We start from the raw sequence: 14,941 nt of genomic DNA on the forward strand, positions 1-14,941 counted from the left end.
CGCCTTGTTGCGCGACGGGCCGCCATCGCTAAGCCGGGACGCGCGCCCGGTCGAGCTGGATCAGCTGACCGTCGCCTGCGTCAAGCACGGGACGAAATACGGGGCGGACTATGTCAATCGCCTGTACGCGATGGTGCGCCGTCACCTGCCGGGGAACTGGCGGTTCGTCTGCCTGACCGACGACCCGCGCGACCTTCGCCCTGAGGTCGGCATCATCGACATATCGACGATCGCGACCCGGGGATGGTGGACGAAGCTGGCCCTGTTCGATCCGCAGATGCCGTTCGCGGACCGGACGGTCTTCTATCTCGACCTGGACACGGTCATCGTTGGCGACTTGAGCTTCATCGAGGGGCTGACGGTCGGTTTTCACGTCCTTGAACATGCCTTCATACCGGGCTTCAACTCTTCGGTCATGCTGTTCGACCGGGCATTTGCCGCGCCGGTCCATCACCGCTTCAGGAGCAGTGACGCCGGCCGGCTGGTCGGCGATCAGGACTGGCTGGAGGAATGCATGCCCGGGATCGATGTGTTCCCGCGTGGGCCGATACGACTGTATAAATCGCTCGAGCCGGATCTCGAATCGCCCGGTCTGGCGCGGACCGGCGCGAAGATCGTGACCTTTCCGACGGTGCCGAAGCCACACCAGGTTCCGCACGGATGGGTGGCCGAGCACTGGCGGTAGGCGCGTGGCCTGCTGCCTTGCTGTAGCTGGTCCGCCAGCCATGAGAAATCAGCCGGGGGCCCGACGTTTCGGGTGGCCCCTCGACCCTACTGATTCAGATCCTGATTGAACCGCCCGATATTGCCGAAGAGCTGCTGCAGGATCGAAATTCTCTGCCCCGCCGTCTCGGTCTGCCGGTTCACATATTCGATCTGCTTGCCGTCTTCCTTGTTCAGACGGCCGATACTGTCGACAACGCCATTTTCGTCGAAGGCGATATAGATCACGCGTTGTTCAATCACCTCTTCGGGGAGGAAGGCTGACTGTTCCGTATGTCTGGCAATATACATCCAGGTTTCCTGACCGAACTCGCTCTCCGTGGAGGGCGAGCCGAGCAGGGCCAGGACGCGCCCCTTGTCGCTCTTGCCGGGCTCGATGGCCGCGAGATTGTCGATGTCGACCAGGTTGCCGTGAATTTCGACCCTCGGCGTGCATGCCAGAAGCAGCAAGGCAACCAGGGGAAAGGCCAGTCCGGCGCGCCAGAACGGAATGCGGCTCACTCAATGTCTCCGTTACGTCTCGTCATTGCCTGGGGTCTCGCGCGGCATGTGAACTTCGCGTGAACGCGCGGGATGACTGCGCTGCCCGGCTTTCTGGCGTCAATTTGGGCACCGCCGGAGCCAAGGTCAACATTCCTCTTAGCCAGCGTTGACGACCCAGCGTTGACGGCGAGGGCTCACAGCGCCATTTTGCCGCCATCTCAAACCGGATTTGGATGTTTCCGCGTGTTCAGCAAAATTTTCAAGCGCGATGAAGTGGCCGATGCGGCCGCGTCAGGCTATCAGGCCATCGTGCAGCAGGCGCGCCGGGCCGATTTTTACACCCGTTACGGCGTGCCGGATACGCTTGACGGCCGGTTTGACGTGCTGGTTCTGCATGTTGCACTTGTCTTGCTCCGCCTGCAGCGCGACCGGGCCGAATCGGACCGCTTTTCGCAGGCACTGTTCGATACCCTGTTCGTCGATCTCGACCAGTCGCTCCGGGAAATCGGTGTCAGCGACATGTCGGTCGGAAAGAGAGTAAAGCAGATGGGAAAGGCGTTCTACGGCCGGCTGGATGCCTACCGGCTTGGCCTTGAAGCCGTGGCCGGCGACGGGGAGCAGCAGCTGGCTGATGCCCTCTTCCGCAACCTCTTCCGCGGAGAGACGGGCGCCGAGCCCGCAAGCGCGCTGATGGCAGGCTATGTTGTAAGGCAGGCTGCGTATCTCGACGCGCTGCCGGTTGCGGAGATCACAGCGGGCAAAATCACCTTCGCGGCACCGTGACCCCTGCCGCGACGAATATCCGCTCTGCCGTAGTACTTGAGGCAGAGCATCCCGAGGCATATTGTGCGCGTCTCATGAAAAACACACAGAACATCGAGCTCTCCCGCCCGGTCCTGATCAAGGACCTGAAGAAACGGGTCACCCATGTCGATATCGAGGCCTCCCCGGATGAGCTGACGGCTTTGGCTAAGCGGTTCGGTCTGCCGGCCATGGCCGCACTGCGGGCCAAGGTCAAAATCGCACGCCTTGCGCGGGACAGAGCGGTTCGGATTGAAGGCACGATCGCGGCCCGGCTCTCCTACCGGTCCGTGGTGTCGCTTGAACCGTTCAATGCCTTCATTGATGACACCTTCTCGGAAATCCTGAGCCAGGAAGCGGCGCCGGAAACCGATATGGAAATCGAGCTCACACCTGACGACGAAAATATGGGATTGATTGAAGATGGAGGGTTTGACCTCGGCGAGGTGCTCTCCCAGAATTTAGCACTGTTGCTGGTCGAGCATCCTCGGAAACCGGGGGAAGAAAACGCTCCGGACGGCGTCATCTGGGCGGATGATGACGAAGAGGACGAAAAGGAAAACCCGTTCTCGGTCCTGTCGGAAATGCGGGAAAGATTGCAAAATGGGGACTAAAAATATTGAATTTTCGTGAACCATTGCATATGACCCTCGATCACCTGCCTTCCCGTGACGTGCATATGCGGGAGGCCAACTGCCGAAAGGCTTCGAAACGCACCCTGTCGGCTGCGTCTTCAGCCTGGATGATGTCGAACATATGGTAGACGGTCCAACACTGGCCCTGGACGCTATGGGCGGCGATAACGCGCCTGAAATTGTTGTTCGCGGAGCGGATATCGCTCTGGAGCGGTTGCCTGACCTCAAGTTAATTCTGGTCGGTGATGAAGCCAAGGTGCGCCCGTTGATCGAGAAGACGAAACGGCTGCGTAACAGCAATTACGTTCTGATCCATACGGACAAGGAAGTCGGTGCGTCGGAAAAACCATCCGTGGCCCTGCGGTCCGGCCGCGACTCGAGCATGCGCATTGCGATCAACCAGGTTGCCGAAGGCGCCGCGAACGGGATCGTGTCCGCCGGAAACACCGGCGCGCTGATGGCCATGTCGAAATTCGTTCTGCGCATGTGTCCTGGCATCGAGCGGCCGGCTATAGCCAGCTTCTTTCCGACCAAGCGCGGGGAAACCTGCATGCTGGATCTCGGCGCCAATGTCGATTGCGATGCCGAGAATCTGTTCCAGTTTGCCCTGATGGGAGAAATTTTCGCCCGCATGGTGCTCGGCCTCAACAAACCGACCGTCGGTTTGCTGAATGTCGGCAGTGAGGAGCAGAAAGGCAGCGAAGCGGTCCGCGGCGCGGCGGCCAAGCTGCGTGAGACGAAATCTGACAATTTCAAATTTATCGGATTTGTCGAAGGCGACGATATTACGGCCGGAACGGTCGACGTCATCGTCACGGACGGGTTCTCCGGCAATATCGCGCTCAAGACGGCCGAGGGCACGTCGCGGATGATTACCCAGTTTCTGCGCGATGCCTTCAGCTCGTCCTGGTCCGCGCGGATTGGCTACCTGCTGTGCAGGGGGGCTTTGGAACAGATGCGCAAGAGACTTGATCCGCGGCGCTATAACGGCGCGGTGTTCCTTGGCCTGAATGGTATCAGTGTAAAGAGCCATGGCGGCACCGACGAGTTCGGTTTCGCCAATGCTGTTTGCGTTGCCGCCGATATGTGCCGTTACGACTTCCTGGACAAAGTAAAAGAAGAGATCGCGCTTTATGGGAATCCGGAGAGCGCGGCCCTGACACGTCAGACATCGGTAGCTTCATGATTCTAAAAAAGTCTTTGCTGGTCGGCTGCGGCTCCTACTTGCCGCAGCGGTTGGTGACGAATGACGAACTTTCGCTGACCGTCGATACCTCCGATGAGTGGATCACGAAGCGGACCGGGATCAGGCAACGCCACATTGCGGCGGATGGTGAATTCACCTCCGACCTGGCTCTGCATGCAGCGCGGGACGCACTCAGGCATGCCGGAATGACCGCTGACGACATTGACCTGATCATCGTCGCCACAACGACCCCGGACGATACCTTTCCGTCGACCGCGACGAAGGTCCAGGCTAAGCTCGGCATGGCCCATGGGGCAGCCTTCGATATCCAGGCCGTCTGCGCCGGTTTCATCTATGCGCTTGCAACAGCGGACAATTTCATCAAGGCCGGTCAGGCGCGCGCGGTGCTCGTGATCGGGGCCGAGACGTTCAGCCGGATCCTTGACTGGGAAGACCGGACGACCTGCGTCCTCTTCGGCGATGGTGCAGGTGCCGTCGTGTTGCGGTCCCCGGACGATAGCGAGGCGTGTAGCGACTTCGGCGTCCTCTCGACCCATTTGCATTCCGATGGCCGGCACCGTGACGTTCTTTATGTCGATGGCGGGCCGTCTTCGAGCCAGACCGTCGGACATGTCCGAATGGCCGGGCAGGAAGTCTTTCGGCATGCGGTGTCGAAGCTGTCAGGTGTGATCGACGAGGCGCTCGCCGCCAATGGCCTCGACTCTTCGGCCGTTGACTGGCTGATCCCGCATCAGGCGAACAGCCGCATTATCAAAAGCATGGCCCAGAAAATGAAACTGCCTGAAGAGAAGGTGGTTTCGACAATTGACCGGCATGCCAATACCTCGGCGGCGTCGGTCCCGCTTGCGCTGGCTGAGGCGGTCCGGGACGGGCGTGTCAAGAATGGCAACCTGGTACTGTTCGAAGCCATCGGCGGCGGCCTCGTATGGGGCGCCGGACTGGTTCGAATCGGGGCGCCGTGAATACGGCATTGTGGACAGAAATTCACCCTGAATTGCTCTCTCAGTAATAATCCCCGGTACCGTAAATCTCTGGCGAATCAGAGTGATAGGGGCCGATTCGAATTCTGGGGCCGGGGACCGGGGGCTGGCCGGTCTGCGGTTCGACATTAGTTCAGAAAACCGCTCCAAATTCCTGTAATAAGTAGATTAATTGACTGTCCCGAATTTCCGCGATACCTTGAACTTTCTAGGATGGGGGTGGCTAATGACTGGTAAGACGGTTACACGGGCACAATTGAGCGAAGCGGTGTATCAGGAAGTCGGTCTTTCTCGTAATGAGTCTGCCGAGCTGGTTGAATCTGTTCTCGAAGAAATCGCGCAATCCTTGTCTCGTGACGAGGTTGTCAAGATCTCGTCATTCGGAAGCTTTCTGGTGCGCCAGAAAGGGGAGCGTATCGGCCGTAATCCGAAGACCGGTGAGGAAGTTCCAATCCTGCCGCGTAAAGTCTTGGTCTTCAGGCCTTCCCACGTCCTCAAGAATCGGATCAACGAAGGGCTTGGCGGCGACGCCGGGTGAGTACGGAGGCATGACGCCTTATGGCTATGCAGACCGACCATCAAAGCACTGGGAGTCGTAGGAACGGCAAGTCGGCCTCCGCTTTTCGAACGATCAGCGAAGTCGCGGACGATCTGGAAGTGCCTCCGCACGTCCTGCGTTTCTGGGAAACCAAGTTCTCACAGGTGCGGCCGCTGAAACGCGGCGGTGGACGCCGATATTATCGGCCGGAAGATGTGGAGCTGCTGCGCCGTATCCGGGCCCTACTGTACCAGGACGGCTACACCATCAAGGGCGTCCAGAAGCTGCTTAAGGACGGCGGTGCGCGTGCCGCGCTGAGGCATGGTGAAGGCGGTGAATACGACCCGGAGATCCCGGGTCCGTCCTCCGCCCGCACGACCGAAGAGACAGAACCGACCCTGCCGCTCGAAGCCGCCATTCAGGACGCATACGAGGCAACATCCCCACCGATTGGAACGGACGCTCTGCAGGAGGTCCGCACGGCTCTCGGTGAGCTGCAATCCCTTAAAAAAGCCTTGGACAAGGTGCGTCGCTAGAGGTCGTTTGACCTGTACATCCTTTTGTCCGTCAGTGAGAGTTCACGGTGCTTGCTTCCGCCGGTCTGACGGGCTAGAGAAACCCCTCCAGATCGGTCGGAGCGTAGCGCAGCCTGGTAGCGCACTTCACTGGGGGTGAAGGGGTCGTGGGTTCGAATCCCGCCGCTCCGACCAAATTCCTGAAATCCAAGACTGGCGGCGATGCGGGCAGGCCCTACGGCCACGGAATGTCCGCGGGGACCATGCCGACGCGTTTGAAATAAGTGCCGAAGCTGGTGTCCGGACCTACCAGGCTGTGCACCAGACGGGCCAGTTGCATGCGCCGCTCGGGCACTTTGTACGGCGGGGCCTCGGATTTTAGCGGCTGGGGCAGGATGCAGCGCCAGTTGTCCGCCGCGACCAGCTTTTCCCGATAGACCAGTGCGCCGTTGAACAGCAGGTCGAGCATGACAACGTCGGCTCGCTTGTTCGCCAGTTTTTCCAGCCACGGCTCGTTGTAGTTTCTGTCCGCGACCAGTCCCCAGGCCATGGAGAACCGGATATCCTCGGTGAAGTTCAGCAACACATTATGTTCCTGCAGCTCGAAATCCGACCCCGGCGTGCGAGACGGAACAATACGGTGCATGAATGTCGGAACGTTCGAGGCGCGCCACTGACCGGGTTTGCTGCCGATAACGGTGCTCAGATATTCCTCAAGGGTCATTCCCTCTCCCTCAACGCATTTCGCGTGGATTTCAGTGCTTCAGAAAATGGACGCGAAAAACGCGTTTGGGGCGATCAATCGGCATTCGCATCGGCAAGGACGGCGCGGCCCGCGTCGGTAAGTTTACACACCAGCCAGTTCGGCTTCAGAGGATTCTCGAACCATGGTTCTGCCCAGCCATGGGCGAGGCATGATTTGACCATGCGGTCATTGACCCGCTGGCCTGCCGGGGTGAAGAGCGGAAGTTTGCCGCCGGGCTCATCGCGTCCTCGGGCCAGCCAGGAAAGTTGCGCTTTCGTTGGCCGCTTGTCCTTGGCTGATATCGATGGTTCGGGGGCAGTCGGCATTATCTGTGTTCCCGGCAATCCGGTTCCGCAACATGTCGGATGATATCGTAAATGCCTGCTGGAATGAGTCAAATGCACAAAGAAGAGTTGTAGCGGTCTGGTCTTACTGCGACGATTGGCCGTTCGAATCCTTCAGGATCAACTGTCATGAGTCCTCTCTCGGACCGTCTTTCGCTCGGTTTCTCGAGCATCGGGCATTTCTACTCGCACTTCTTCATGCTGCTCTATCCGACAGCGGTGATTGCCCTGCAGCCGGTCTTCAATGCGCCGTATCATGAACTTATCGGGCTGATGTTCCTCGGTAACCTGTTGTTCGGGTTGTGCGCCATTCCGGCGGGCTATCTCGGAGATCGCTGGAGCGCGACGGGGATGATGGTGGTGTTCTTCCTCGGCACGGGCACCATGTCGATCCTTACCGGGTGCGCCACATCATTGTTTCAGATCGCGGCCGGCCTGACGGCGATCGGCTTTTTCGCCTCGATCTATCACCCGGTCGGCATTGCCTGGGTTGTGCGGCACGTCACGAATCGCGGCAAGGCGCTTGGCATCAACGGTGTTTTCGGCAGTCTCGGAGTTGGATCCGCTCCGTTGATAGCCGCTGTGCTTTCGGATATGGGCTCGTGGCGCCTGGCCTTCATTCTTCCCGGGATCATCTGCGTGCTGACCGGCCTGTTTCTTGCCGTCGGAACCTGGAAGGGATGGGTGGAGCGCGACACCCGCAAGGGCGCGCCGACAGCCTCCGAAGCGTCCCGCAAGGACATGCGGCGCGGCGCCCTCGCTCTGGCCGTCACGGTATGCTGCTCCGGACTGATCTACCAGGCGACGTCCTTTGCCCTGCCCAAATTGTTCGAAGACCGCCTTGGCTCGGGAGAAGGGCTGATGGGCATCGGCTTGCTGGTCTCGGCCATCTATCTCTGCTCAGGCGGAGCGCAGATCGCCGGCGGATGGCTGGCCGACAGGTTCAACATGAAGCGGGTCTATGTCATCGCCTGGGTATTGCAGATCCCGCTCCTGGTGATCGTGGCGTCGCTGCATGGCTGGCTGCTGTTTCCGGTCGCGATCTGCATGGTGCTGTCGAACACCATTGCCGTGCCGACGGAGAATGCACTGTTTGCCCGCTTCACGCCGCCGGCCTGGCGGGGCACGGCATTCGGGGTGAAGTTCCTGCTGACGCTCGGGGTTTCGGCCGGAGCGGTGCCGTTGCTCGCCTGGGTCTACAGCGCGACCGGCGATTTCCAGTGGCTGTTCCTGATCCTGGGTGGGCTGGCGCTGACCGCGCTGCTTGCCGCGGTGCTTCTGCCGAGCGAAGAGATCGCCAATGCGCCCGAAATCGCACCCGAGCCAGCCGAGTAGAATTGCTTCAGAGTTGCGCTGTAAGTGACTGTTTCACGGGATTTTTCTGGCTTTGAAGGCGCTGTGAAACATTTTCTTAGCCGGTACGGGCGGCGAATTTGACAGCTTCCTCGGCAGCACGGAACAGGGCGCGGGCCTTGTTCACGGATTCCTGATACTCGGCTTCCGGGTCGCTGTCCGCGACCACGCCGCCGCCCGCCTGGACGTACATGGTGCCGTCCTTCACCACGGCCGTGCGCAGGGCGATGCAGGTGTCCATTGAGCCGTTGGCACTGAAGTAGCCGACCGCGCCGGCATAGACGCCGCGCCGGGATTTCTCCAGCTCGTCGATGATTTCCATCGCCCGAACCTTGGGGGCGCCGGAAACCGTTCCGGCTGGGAAACCGCCCCAGAGGGCGTCGACCGCGTCCAGCTCGTCCCGCAGCTTGCCGTCGACGTGTGAGGCGATGTGCATGACGTGGGAGTAATACTCGACGACGAACTGCTCGATCACCTTGACCGTGCCGATCTTGGCGACCCTCCCGACATCGTTCCGGCCGAGGTCGAGCAGCATCAGGTGCTCGGCCCGTTCCTTCGGATCCGACAGCAGCTCTTCCGCCAAAGCCTTGTCTTCCTCTGCCGTCGCACCGCGCTTGCGGGTGCCGGCGAGGGGACGCAGCGTGACGTCGCCATCCCGCACCCGGACCAGAATTTCCGGGCTAGATCCGACGATCGAGAAATCGCCGAAATCGAAATAGAACAGGAACGGTGAGGGATTAAGCCGTCGCAGGGAGCGGTAAAGCGCCAGCGGCGGCAGCTTGAACGGCACCGAGAAGCGCTGGGACGGCACCACCTGGAAGGCGTCGCCGGCGGCGATATAATCTTTCGCCTTTTCCACCATCTGGTGGAATTCCTCATGCGTCGTGTTCGAGGCGGGCTCCGGCAGGGGCGCTGCGTCGCCGACACCCTGACGGGTATAGGGCAGGTTCCGGTCGAAATCCTGCAGAACGTCGGCCAGCAGAGCGCGTGCCGCATCATAGGCGGCTCCGGCGGACAGACCCTCGCTCGGACGGACCGGGGTGACGATGGTGACAATGTCCTCAAGCCGGTCGAAGATGCAGATCACCGTCGGGCGCAGGAAAAGCCCGTCGGGAACGCCAAGATCGTCAGGATTGTCGTCCGGAATGCGCTCTGCCAGCCGGACCGCGTCATAGCCCATGTAGCCGAACAGACCGGACGCCATGGGCGGCAAGCCTTCCGGCAGGTCGATTTCCGATTCCGTGAGCAGACTGCGGAAGGAGGTGAGCGGGTCTTCAGCGCAGGGCTCAAAGGCGTGCGGATCGATCCGAGCCTGCCGGTTGATTTCCGCCTTGTCCTTCTTGAAGCGCCAGATCACGTCCGGCCGCAGGCCGATGATCGAAAACCGCCCGCGCACGCTGCCACCCTCGACGGATTCCAGAAGGAAGGCATTCGCTCGCCGTTCCGCCAGTTTCATCATGGCGGAGACCGGGGTCTCCATATCCGCAACAAGCGTTGTCCAGACGATCTGCGGAGCCCCGTCCGCATACTTCCTGGAAAACGGGGTGAGCTCCGGGGAAACCTGCATCAGAACAGTCCGCCGCTCTGCTGCGAGAACGTCCCGCCACTCTGATCCACACCCTGGATGACGCTGAGCGGCAGGGCCGGGTTGATGGAAACGTCATGGCTCTCCCGCAGGGCCGTGACCAGCAGCGCGACCGCATCCGCGGCGATACCCGCCGTCACCTGGCGTCCGAGGGGTTCAACGGCATCGGAGGTGCTGTCGGCACCCTTGATTTCTGTCAGTTCAGCCACGATGACCTGGCTCAGGTCTTCAGACATGCCGATATCGCCGGCCTTCAATGTAAAAACGATGTCAGCGACATCCGCCGGCATGTTTTCCGGCAGGCCATTGCCCGTGCGGGTGAAGGGCTCGGTCGTGACAACCGTAAATCCGGCCTGCTCAGCCGCGGTGGAAAGGCCAACCGTGGACGATGCCTTCACCAGTTCCTGCGCCCGTGCCAGATTCGCATCGGCCCGGCGCTCTTCCATAAGGTTGAGGGTCACCTGGGCTTTCACCGTATCCAACGGGCGGATGGCGGATTCAGCGATGCCGTCAACGCGCAGGATGAAATAGCCTCCGTCGCGGGTTTCCTCCAGCTGGCTCTGGTCATTCAGAGGCGTGTTGAAGAGCGTTGTGCGGAAGCCCTGATCCCGGGCAATTCCATCGACCTGATTCCCTTCCGTATCACGGCCCTGGTTGTCCAGTGCGGCAAAGGTCTGCACATCGACATCAACAGCTTTCGCCGCTTCCTCGATGGTGGCGCCACCGGCCAGAGCGTCCTCGATCTGGTTGGCGATCTCGAAGATCCGGTCCAGCGCATCATTCTTCGCCAGATCGGTCTTGAGCTGCGCCTTCACATCCTCGAAGGGCTGCGTGCTCTCGTCGGTGATCTCGGTCACGCGGAAGATGTGCCAGCCGAGATCGCTCTGGACCGGGGTCGTCGGCATGTTCAGGGCGGCGTCAAAAATGGCGTCGGCAAGCGCCGTGCCTTCGAGGTCGGTCCGGGTGACGGTTCCGAGGGACAGGGCGCCCGACGGCAGGTCCGCGATATTCTTGGCGACGGTCTCGAAACTCTGCCCTTCGTTCAGGGCCGCGGCGGCCGCGTCGGCGGTCTCCTTGTCGGCGAGGAAGATCTGCTCGACCGTGCGCTGTGCCGGAGTCCTGTATTCGTCAAGACGCACCTCATAGGACTCGCGAATCCGGTCGTCCGATATCTCGATATCCGATGCCAGAGCATCGGACGTCAGCGAAAGAACGGTCGCGGAGCGATATTCCGGCGCCCGGTATTTCTCTTTGTTCTCGTTGTAGAAGCTGTCGATCTCGGCCTCGGTCGGGGCCGCAGGCTCCGGCAGGCTCTTGACGTCGAGGGTGACCAGCTGGGCAACGCGGCGCTCGTTGCGGTAGCGGTAGAGCAGATCGGCCTCAACGCCCGGCGCGTCGAAACCGGCAGTTACCGCGTTGACGATCTGGTCGCGCATGATTTCCTGACGCAGCAACCGCACGAAACCGTCTTCGCTCAGCTGGGCCCGGTAAAGCACCTGGCGGAACAGGTCCGGGTTGAACTGGCCCGTCTGGTCCTTGAAGGCCGGCATCTCGCCGATGCGCTGGCGGACCAGGTCATCGCCGACGGCAAGATCGAGATCGTCGCTTTCCGCGATGAAGAGGGCACGGTTTGCAAGATCTTCCATGACCTGCTGGAGCACACCGATATCGGCAGCTTCCTGCGCCGTCATCTGCAGGCCCGTCGTGCGGCGCACGCGCTCGAACTCGTCCAGCACCTCGGCGGTTGTGATTTCAACCCCGCCGACTTCGATGGCGGCCTTGCCGGTTGGAGAACCGAGGAAAATATCGCCGATGCCCCACACCGCAAAGGATGCAATCAGCAGAACAAACAGCGCCTTGACGAAGATCGATGTGACGCGGGATCGGATCAGTTGAAGCATGAGTAAAGTCGCGGCCTTTTCGGGTTTCACGGCCCCCATCGGGGAGGCGCATAATAGAAGCGGCGCAATCGTCGCTGCAACTCGCAATTCTGCGATGATTTCCGGCCTCCCTCGGAGAGGCCTTGTGTGCTAAGCCGGACCAGCTCTTTATTCAAGCCCGAGGGAACAGATCGAGATGACCCGCCGTGCCCTGATTGCCGGAAACTGGAAGATGAACATGCTGCGCGCCGAAGGCGAGGCGCTGGCGGCTGCGCTGGCCTCCGGACTGAAGCCGGGCATGGCCGCAGACCTGCTGGTTTGCCCGCCCGCCACCCTGCTGGCGCCCGTTTCGGCAGTCCTTGCAGGCAGTGCCGTCGCGCTCGGAGCTCAGGATTGCCACATGCGGGATAGCGGTGCCCATACCGGTGATATCGCGGCGGTTATGCTCAAGGATCTCGGCGCGGCCTATGTGATTGTCGGTCATTCCGAGCGGCGGGCGGATCACGGCGAGGACGACGCGACCGTCAAGGCAAAGGCCGGTGCGGCACTTGCCGCCGGCCTGACACCGATCATCTGCGTTGGCGAGACCGAGGCCCAGCGCGACTCGGGAGAGGCCGAAAAAATTGTCGGCGGGCAGATTCTCGGCTCTGTGCCTGACGGCGCATCGCAAAGCGGTATCGTGATCGCCTACGAGCCGGTCTGGGCGATCGGGACCGGACGCACACCGACTGTCGATGATATCGCCGCCATGCATGCCCATATGCGGCATGTTGCCGGACGCATGCTCGATGGGGCGGGCGCCCTTCGGCTGCTCTATGGCGGTTCCGTTAAACCGGGAAATGCCGCGGAGATACTCGCGCTTGAGGATGTTGACGGCGCCCTTGTCGGCGGCGCCAGCCTCAAGGCGGAGGATTTTCTCGCCATTGCCGCGGCGGTGGCGTAACAGGCTGGAGCGAATTCGCCCTAGCCAAGCGAAGGTAGGGAAGTTAAAACCCCGCTTAAATCATTCTGCTGTCCGCCGCGCGGTTCAGATGCCGCGCCGGACGAGAGCCTGGAAAGAATCATGATCGAAGTCCTGCTTGTCGTTCACCTGATGATCGCTTTGGCCCTTGTCATTGTCGTTCTGCTGCAGCGGAGCGAAGGTGGCGGGCTCGGCATCGGCGGCGGCGGAGGAGGAGGCGGCATGGGCGGCTTCATGTCCGCACGGGGCACCGCGAACCTGCTCACCCGGAGCACGGCAATTCTTGCTGCCTGCTTCTTCGGTACCAGCATCCTGCTGGCGATTCTCGCGGAGACGAACACCCGCGGATCGATTGCCGACCAGGTTCCTGTCAGTTCAGAGCCCGCTATTCCGACCGGTCCTGCGGCTCCGGTCTCTGAATAATTCTTAGTTTCCGGCGTGTTTCGCGCCCCGCTCGAAAACGGGCGGGCGAACGGGCGCGTTTTGTCTATGTCAGTTTCATCAATTCGGATATAACGCAGCTCCATGTCTCGCTTTATTTTCATCACCGGCGGCGTGGTTTCCTCCCTCGGCAAAGGTCTCGCCTCGGCGGCTCTCGGCTCGCTCCTGCAAGCCCGCGGCTACAAGGTCCGGCTGCGCAAGCTCGACCCTTACCTGAACGTGGATCCGGGCACTATGAGCCCGTATCAGCACGGCGAAGTCTTCGTCACCGACGACGGCGCGGAAACCGATCTCGATCTTGGCCATTACGAACGCTTCACCGGGGTCTCCGCGACCAGGAATGACAGCGTGTCCACCGGCCAGATCTATATGGACGTGATCTCGCGGGAGCGGCGTGGCGACTATCTCGGCGCCACGATCCAGGTCATTCCGCACGTTACCGACGCGATCAAGGAATTCTGCAAGTCGAACCTCGAAGACGAGGATTTCGTGCTGTGCGAGATCGGCGGTACGGTCGGCGATATCGAAAGCCTGCCGTTTCTCGAGGCGATCCGTCAGCTCGGCAACGAGCTGGGTCGCGAGCGCTCGTTGTTCGTGCATCTGACGCTGGTGCCGTGGATTGCCTCGGCGGGCGAGCTGAAGACCAAGCCGACCCAGCATTCGGTGAAGGAGCTGCAGAGCGTCGGGATCCAGCCCGACATCCTGTTGTGCCGCTCCGAGTTCGAGATTCCGGCCGAACAGCGCCGCAAGATCGCCCTGTTCTGCAACATCCGTCCGGAAGCCGTGATCCCGGCGCTTGATGTCGATTCGATCTATCACGTGCCGGTCGCCTACCATAATGATGGCTTCGACGTTGAGGTCTGCCGCCATTTCGGCTTGCTGGAAGAGGGTGAGCCGGAGCCGGACCTGTCGCGCTGGACAGATATCACCCACACCGTCCGAAATCCGGAAGGAATGGTGAAGATCGCCGTTGTCGGCAAATATACCAGCCTGCTGGACAGCTATAAGTCGCTTGCCGAATCCCTGACCCATGGCGGTATCGCCAATAAGGTGAAGGTCGAACTGGAGTGGATCGACAGCGAGATCTTCGAGCGGGACGACACCATTCACCGGCTCGAAGATGTCCACGGCATCCTGGTGCCTGGCGGTTTCGGTGAGCGCGGGGCCGAGGGCAAGATCAAGGCAGTCACCTTCGCCCGCGAGCACAAGGTTCCCTATTTCGGGATCTGTTTCGGCATGCAGATGGCGGTGATCGAAGCCGCTCGCGCGCTGGCCGGGATGGAAGGCGCTGGCTCGACGGAGTTCGGCCCGTGTGAGCTTCCTGTTGTCGGCCTGCTGACGGAATGGGTGCGCGGCAACGAGACGGAACAGCGTGCGGAGGATGGCGATCTCGGCGGCACCATGCGCCTCGGCGCCTATGATTGCAGTCTGATTGCCGATTCCAAGGTGCGCGAGATCTACGGCACAGAGATGATCAGCGAGCGTCACCGGCACCGGTACGAAGTGAACATCAACCACAAGCCGGCGCTGGAAGCGGCCGGATTGCGGTTCTCGGGCCTGTCGCCGGATGGCGAGTTGCCGGAGATCGTCGAGCTGCCTGGCCATCCCTGGTTCATCGGCGTGCAGTTCCATCCGGAACTGAAGTCGAAGCCGTTCGATCCGCATCCGCTCTTTACCAGCTTTATCGAAGCCGCCGTCACCCAGTCCCGTCTCGTCTAGGGGCGGGCGCCGTGCGGCGTCTGTGGAGAAC

General features: G+C 61.1%; 16 protein-coding genes and 1 tRNA gene. 12 read left to right on the plus strand and 5 right to left on the minus strand.

The features are described 5' to 3' along the window. A partial coding sequence (locus tag RH950_RS12275; protein WP_502889767.1) for a hypothetical protein occupies nt 1–685 on the plus strand: 685 nt, incomplete at its 5' end. Nucleotides 686–771: 86 nt separating this feature from the next. Here RH950_RS12275 and RH950_RS12280 read toward each other — a convergent pair. Next, nucleotides 772–1,224 carry an outer membrane protein assembly factor BamE gene (locus RH950_RS12280; RefSeq protein WP_350057129.1) on the minus strand — a complete coding sequence of 151 codons (453 nt, stop codon included), beginning with the start codon at nt 1,222–1,224 and terminating at the stop codon, nt 772–774. Between the two features lie 225 nt (nt 1,225–1,449). Between RH950_RS12280 and RH950_RS12285 the strand changes: the two genes are divergently transcribed. From RH950_RS12285 to RH950_RS12315, 7 genes are all read left to right on the plus strand, one after another. Beyond that, nucleotides 1,450–1,989: a ubiquinol-cytochrome C chaperone family protein gene (locus RH950_RS12285; RefSeq protein ID WP_350057131.1), complete on the plus strand. Its 540-nt coding sequence runs from the start codon at nt 1,450–1,452 to the stop codon at nt 1,987–1,989. Nucleotides 1,990–2,063: 74 nt separating this feature from the next. Continuing rightward, the gene (locus tag RH950_RS12290) at nt 2,064–2,621 is read left to right on the plus strand and encodes a YceD family protein (RefSeq protein ID WP_350057133.1); all 558 of its coding nucleotides are present in this window, start codon (nt 2,064–2,066) and stop codon (nt 2,619–2,621) included. Nucleotides 2,622–2,763: 142 nt separating this feature from the next. Continuing rightward, nucleotides 2,764–3,828, plus strand: coding sequence for a phosphate acyltransferase PlsX (gene plsX, locus RH950_RS12295; protein WP_350057135.1), 1,065 nt, complete (start codon nt 2,764–2,766; stop codon nt 3,826–3,828). Then, entirely contained in the window at nt 3,825–4,811 is a 987-nt protein-coding gene (locus tag RH950_RS12300) for a beta-ketoacyl-ACP synthase III (RefSeq protein ID WP_502889768.1), read from the plus strand. The genes plsX and RH950_RS12300 overlap by 4 nt, the downstream gene beginning before the upstream one ends. A gap of 244 nt (nt 4,812–5,055) precedes the next feature. Then, on the plus strand, nt 5,056–5,367 hold the full coding sequence (locus RH950_RS12305) for an integration host factor subunit alpha (protein WP_036553124.1): 312 nt from the start codon (nt 5,056–5,058) through the stop codon (nt 5,365–5,367). A gap of 20 nt (nt 5,368–5,387) precedes the next feature. Continuing rightward, the gene (locus RH950_RS12310) at nt 5,388–5,903 is read left to right on the plus strand and encodes a MerR family transcriptional regulator (protein WP_350057137.1); all 516 of its coding nucleotides are present in this window, start codon (nt 5,388–5,390) and stop codon (nt 5,901–5,903) included. 97 nt (nt 5,904–6,000) lie between these two features. Continuing rightward, a tRNA-Pro gene (locus RH950_RS12315) sits at nt 6,001–6,077 on the plus strand. Nucleotides 6,078–6,117: 40 nt separating this feature from the next. On the opposite strand, the gene RH950_RS12320 is transcribed toward RH950_RS12315, so the two are convergent. Both RH950_RS12320 and RH950_RS12325 read right to left on the minus strand, forming a co-directional pair. Then, nucleotides 6,118–6,606, minus strand: coding sequence for a hypothetical protein (locus RH950_RS12320; protein ID WP_350057139.1), 489 nt, complete (start codon nt 6,604–6,606; stop codon nt 6,118–6,120). Between the two features lie 74 nt (nt 6,607–6,680). Next, nucleotides 6,681–6,953 (minus strand): hypothetical protein, encoded by a 273-nt coding sequence (locus RH950_RS12325; RefSeq protein WP_350057141.1) that lies wholly within the window; start codon nt 6,951–6,953, stop codon nt 6,681–6,683. A 147-nt stretch (nt 6,954–7,100) separates the two neighbouring features. Here RH950_RS12325 and RH950_RS12330 point away from each other — a divergent pair, with 147 nt between their 5' ends. Continuing rightward, the gene (locus tag RH950_RS12330; protein ID WP_350057143.1) at nt 7,101–8,306 is read left to right on the plus strand and encodes an MFS transporter; all 1,206 of its coding nucleotides are present in this window, start codon (nt 7,101–7,103) and stop codon (nt 8,304–8,306) included. Nucleotides 8,307–8,382: 76 nt separating this feature from the next. On the opposite strand, the gene trpE is transcribed toward RH950_RS12330, so the two are convergent. Together trpE and RH950_RS12340 are read right to left on the minus strand one after the other, a co-directional pair. After that, on the minus strand, nt 8,383–9,891 hold the full coding sequence (trpE, locus tag RH950_RS12335) for an anthranilate synthase component I (RefSeq protein WP_350057145.1): 1,509 nt from the start codon (nt 9,889–9,891) through the stop codon (nt 8,383–8,385). After that, nucleotides 9,891–11,810, minus strand: coding sequence for a SurA N-terminal domain-containing protein (locus RH950_RS12340; RefSeq protein ID WP_350057147.1), 1,920 nt, complete (start codon nt 11,808–11,810; stop codon nt 9,891–9,893). Before RH950_RS12340 ends, trpE begins: the two co-directional genes overlap by 1 nt. 175 nt (nt 11,811–11,985) lie before the next feature. Between RH950_RS12340 and tpiA the strand changes: the two genes are divergently transcribed. From tpiA to pyrG, 3 genes are all read left to right on the plus strand, one after another. Then, complete coding sequence (tpiA, locus tag RH950_RS12345) at nt 11,986–12,732, plus strand: triose-phosphate isomerase (RefSeq protein WP_350057149.1); 747 nt, start codon at nt 11,986–11,988, stop codon at nt 12,730–12,732. A gap of 120 nt (nt 12,733–12,852) precedes the next feature. After that, nucleotides 12,853–13,173, plus strand: a complete 321-nt coding sequence (secG, locus tag RH950_RS12350) for a preprotein translocase subunit SecG (protein ID WP_350057151.1) — start codon at nt 12,853–12,855, stop codon at nt 13,171–13,173. Nucleotides 13,174–13,275: 102 nt separating this feature from the next. After that, nucleotides 13,276–14,910, plus strand: coding sequence for a CTP synthase (gene pyrG / locus RH950_RS12355; RefSeq protein ID WP_350057153.1), 1,635 nt, complete (start codon nt 13,276–13,278; stop codon nt 14,908–14,910). Nucleotides 14,911–14,941 lie beyond the last annotated feature (31 nt).

The organism is Nisaea sp. (genome assembly GCF_040217065.1).
Lineage (GTDB): Bacteria > Pseudomonadota > Alphaproteobacteria > Thalassobaculales > Thalassobaculaceae > Nisaea.

Coding starts and splice junctions, on each gene's coding strand:
- RH950_RS12300 (WP_502889768.1), top strand. CDS start 3,825: ATGATTCTAAAAAAGTCTTTGCTGGTCGGCTGCGGCTCCTACTTGCCG.
- pyrG (WP_350057153.1), top strand. CDS start 13,276: ATGTCTCGCTTTATTTTCATCACCGGCGGCGTGGTTTCCTCCCTCGGC.
- RH950_RS12310 (WP_350057137.1), top strand. CDS start 5,388: ATGGCTATGCAGACCGACCATCAAAGCACTGGGAGTCGTAGGAACGGC.
- RH950_RS12305 (WP_036553124.1), top strand. CDS start 5,056: ATGACTGGTAAGACGGTTACACGGGCACAATTGAGCGAAGCGGTGTAT.
- RH950_RS12330 (WP_350057143.1), top strand. CDS start 7,101: ATGAGTCCTCTCTCGGACCGTCTTTCGCTCGGTTTCTCGAGCATCGGG.
- secG (WP_350057151.1), top strand. CDS start 12,853: ATGATCGAAGTCCTGCTTGTCGTTCACCTGATGATCGCTTTGGCCCTT.
- plsX (WP_350057135.1), top strand. CDS start 2,764: ATGGTAGACGGTCCAACACTGGCCCTGGACGCTATGGGCGGCGATAAC.
- RH950_RS12340 (WP_350057147.1), bottom strand. CDS start 11,810: ATGCTTCAACTGATCCGATCCCGCGTCACATCGATCTTCGTCAAGGCG.
- RH950_RS12290 (WP_350057133.1), top strand. CDS start 2,064: ATGAAAAACACACAGAACATCGAGCTCTCCCGCCCGGTCCTGATCAAG.
- RH950_RS12325 (WP_350057141.1), bottom strand. CDS start 6,953: ATGCCGACTGCCCCCGAACCATCGATATCAGCCAAGGACAAGCGGCCA.
- RH950_RS12320 (WP_350057139.1), bottom strand. CDS start 6,606: ATGACCCTTGAGGAATATCTGAGCACCGTTATCGGCAGCAAACCCGGT.
- trpE (WP_350057145.1), bottom strand. CDS start 9,891: ATGCAGGTTTCCCCGGAGCTCACCCCGTTTTCCAGGAAGTATGCGGAC.
- tpiA (WP_350057149.1), top strand. CDS start 11,986: ATGACCCGCCGTGCCCTGATTGCCGGAAACTGGAAGATGAACATGCTG.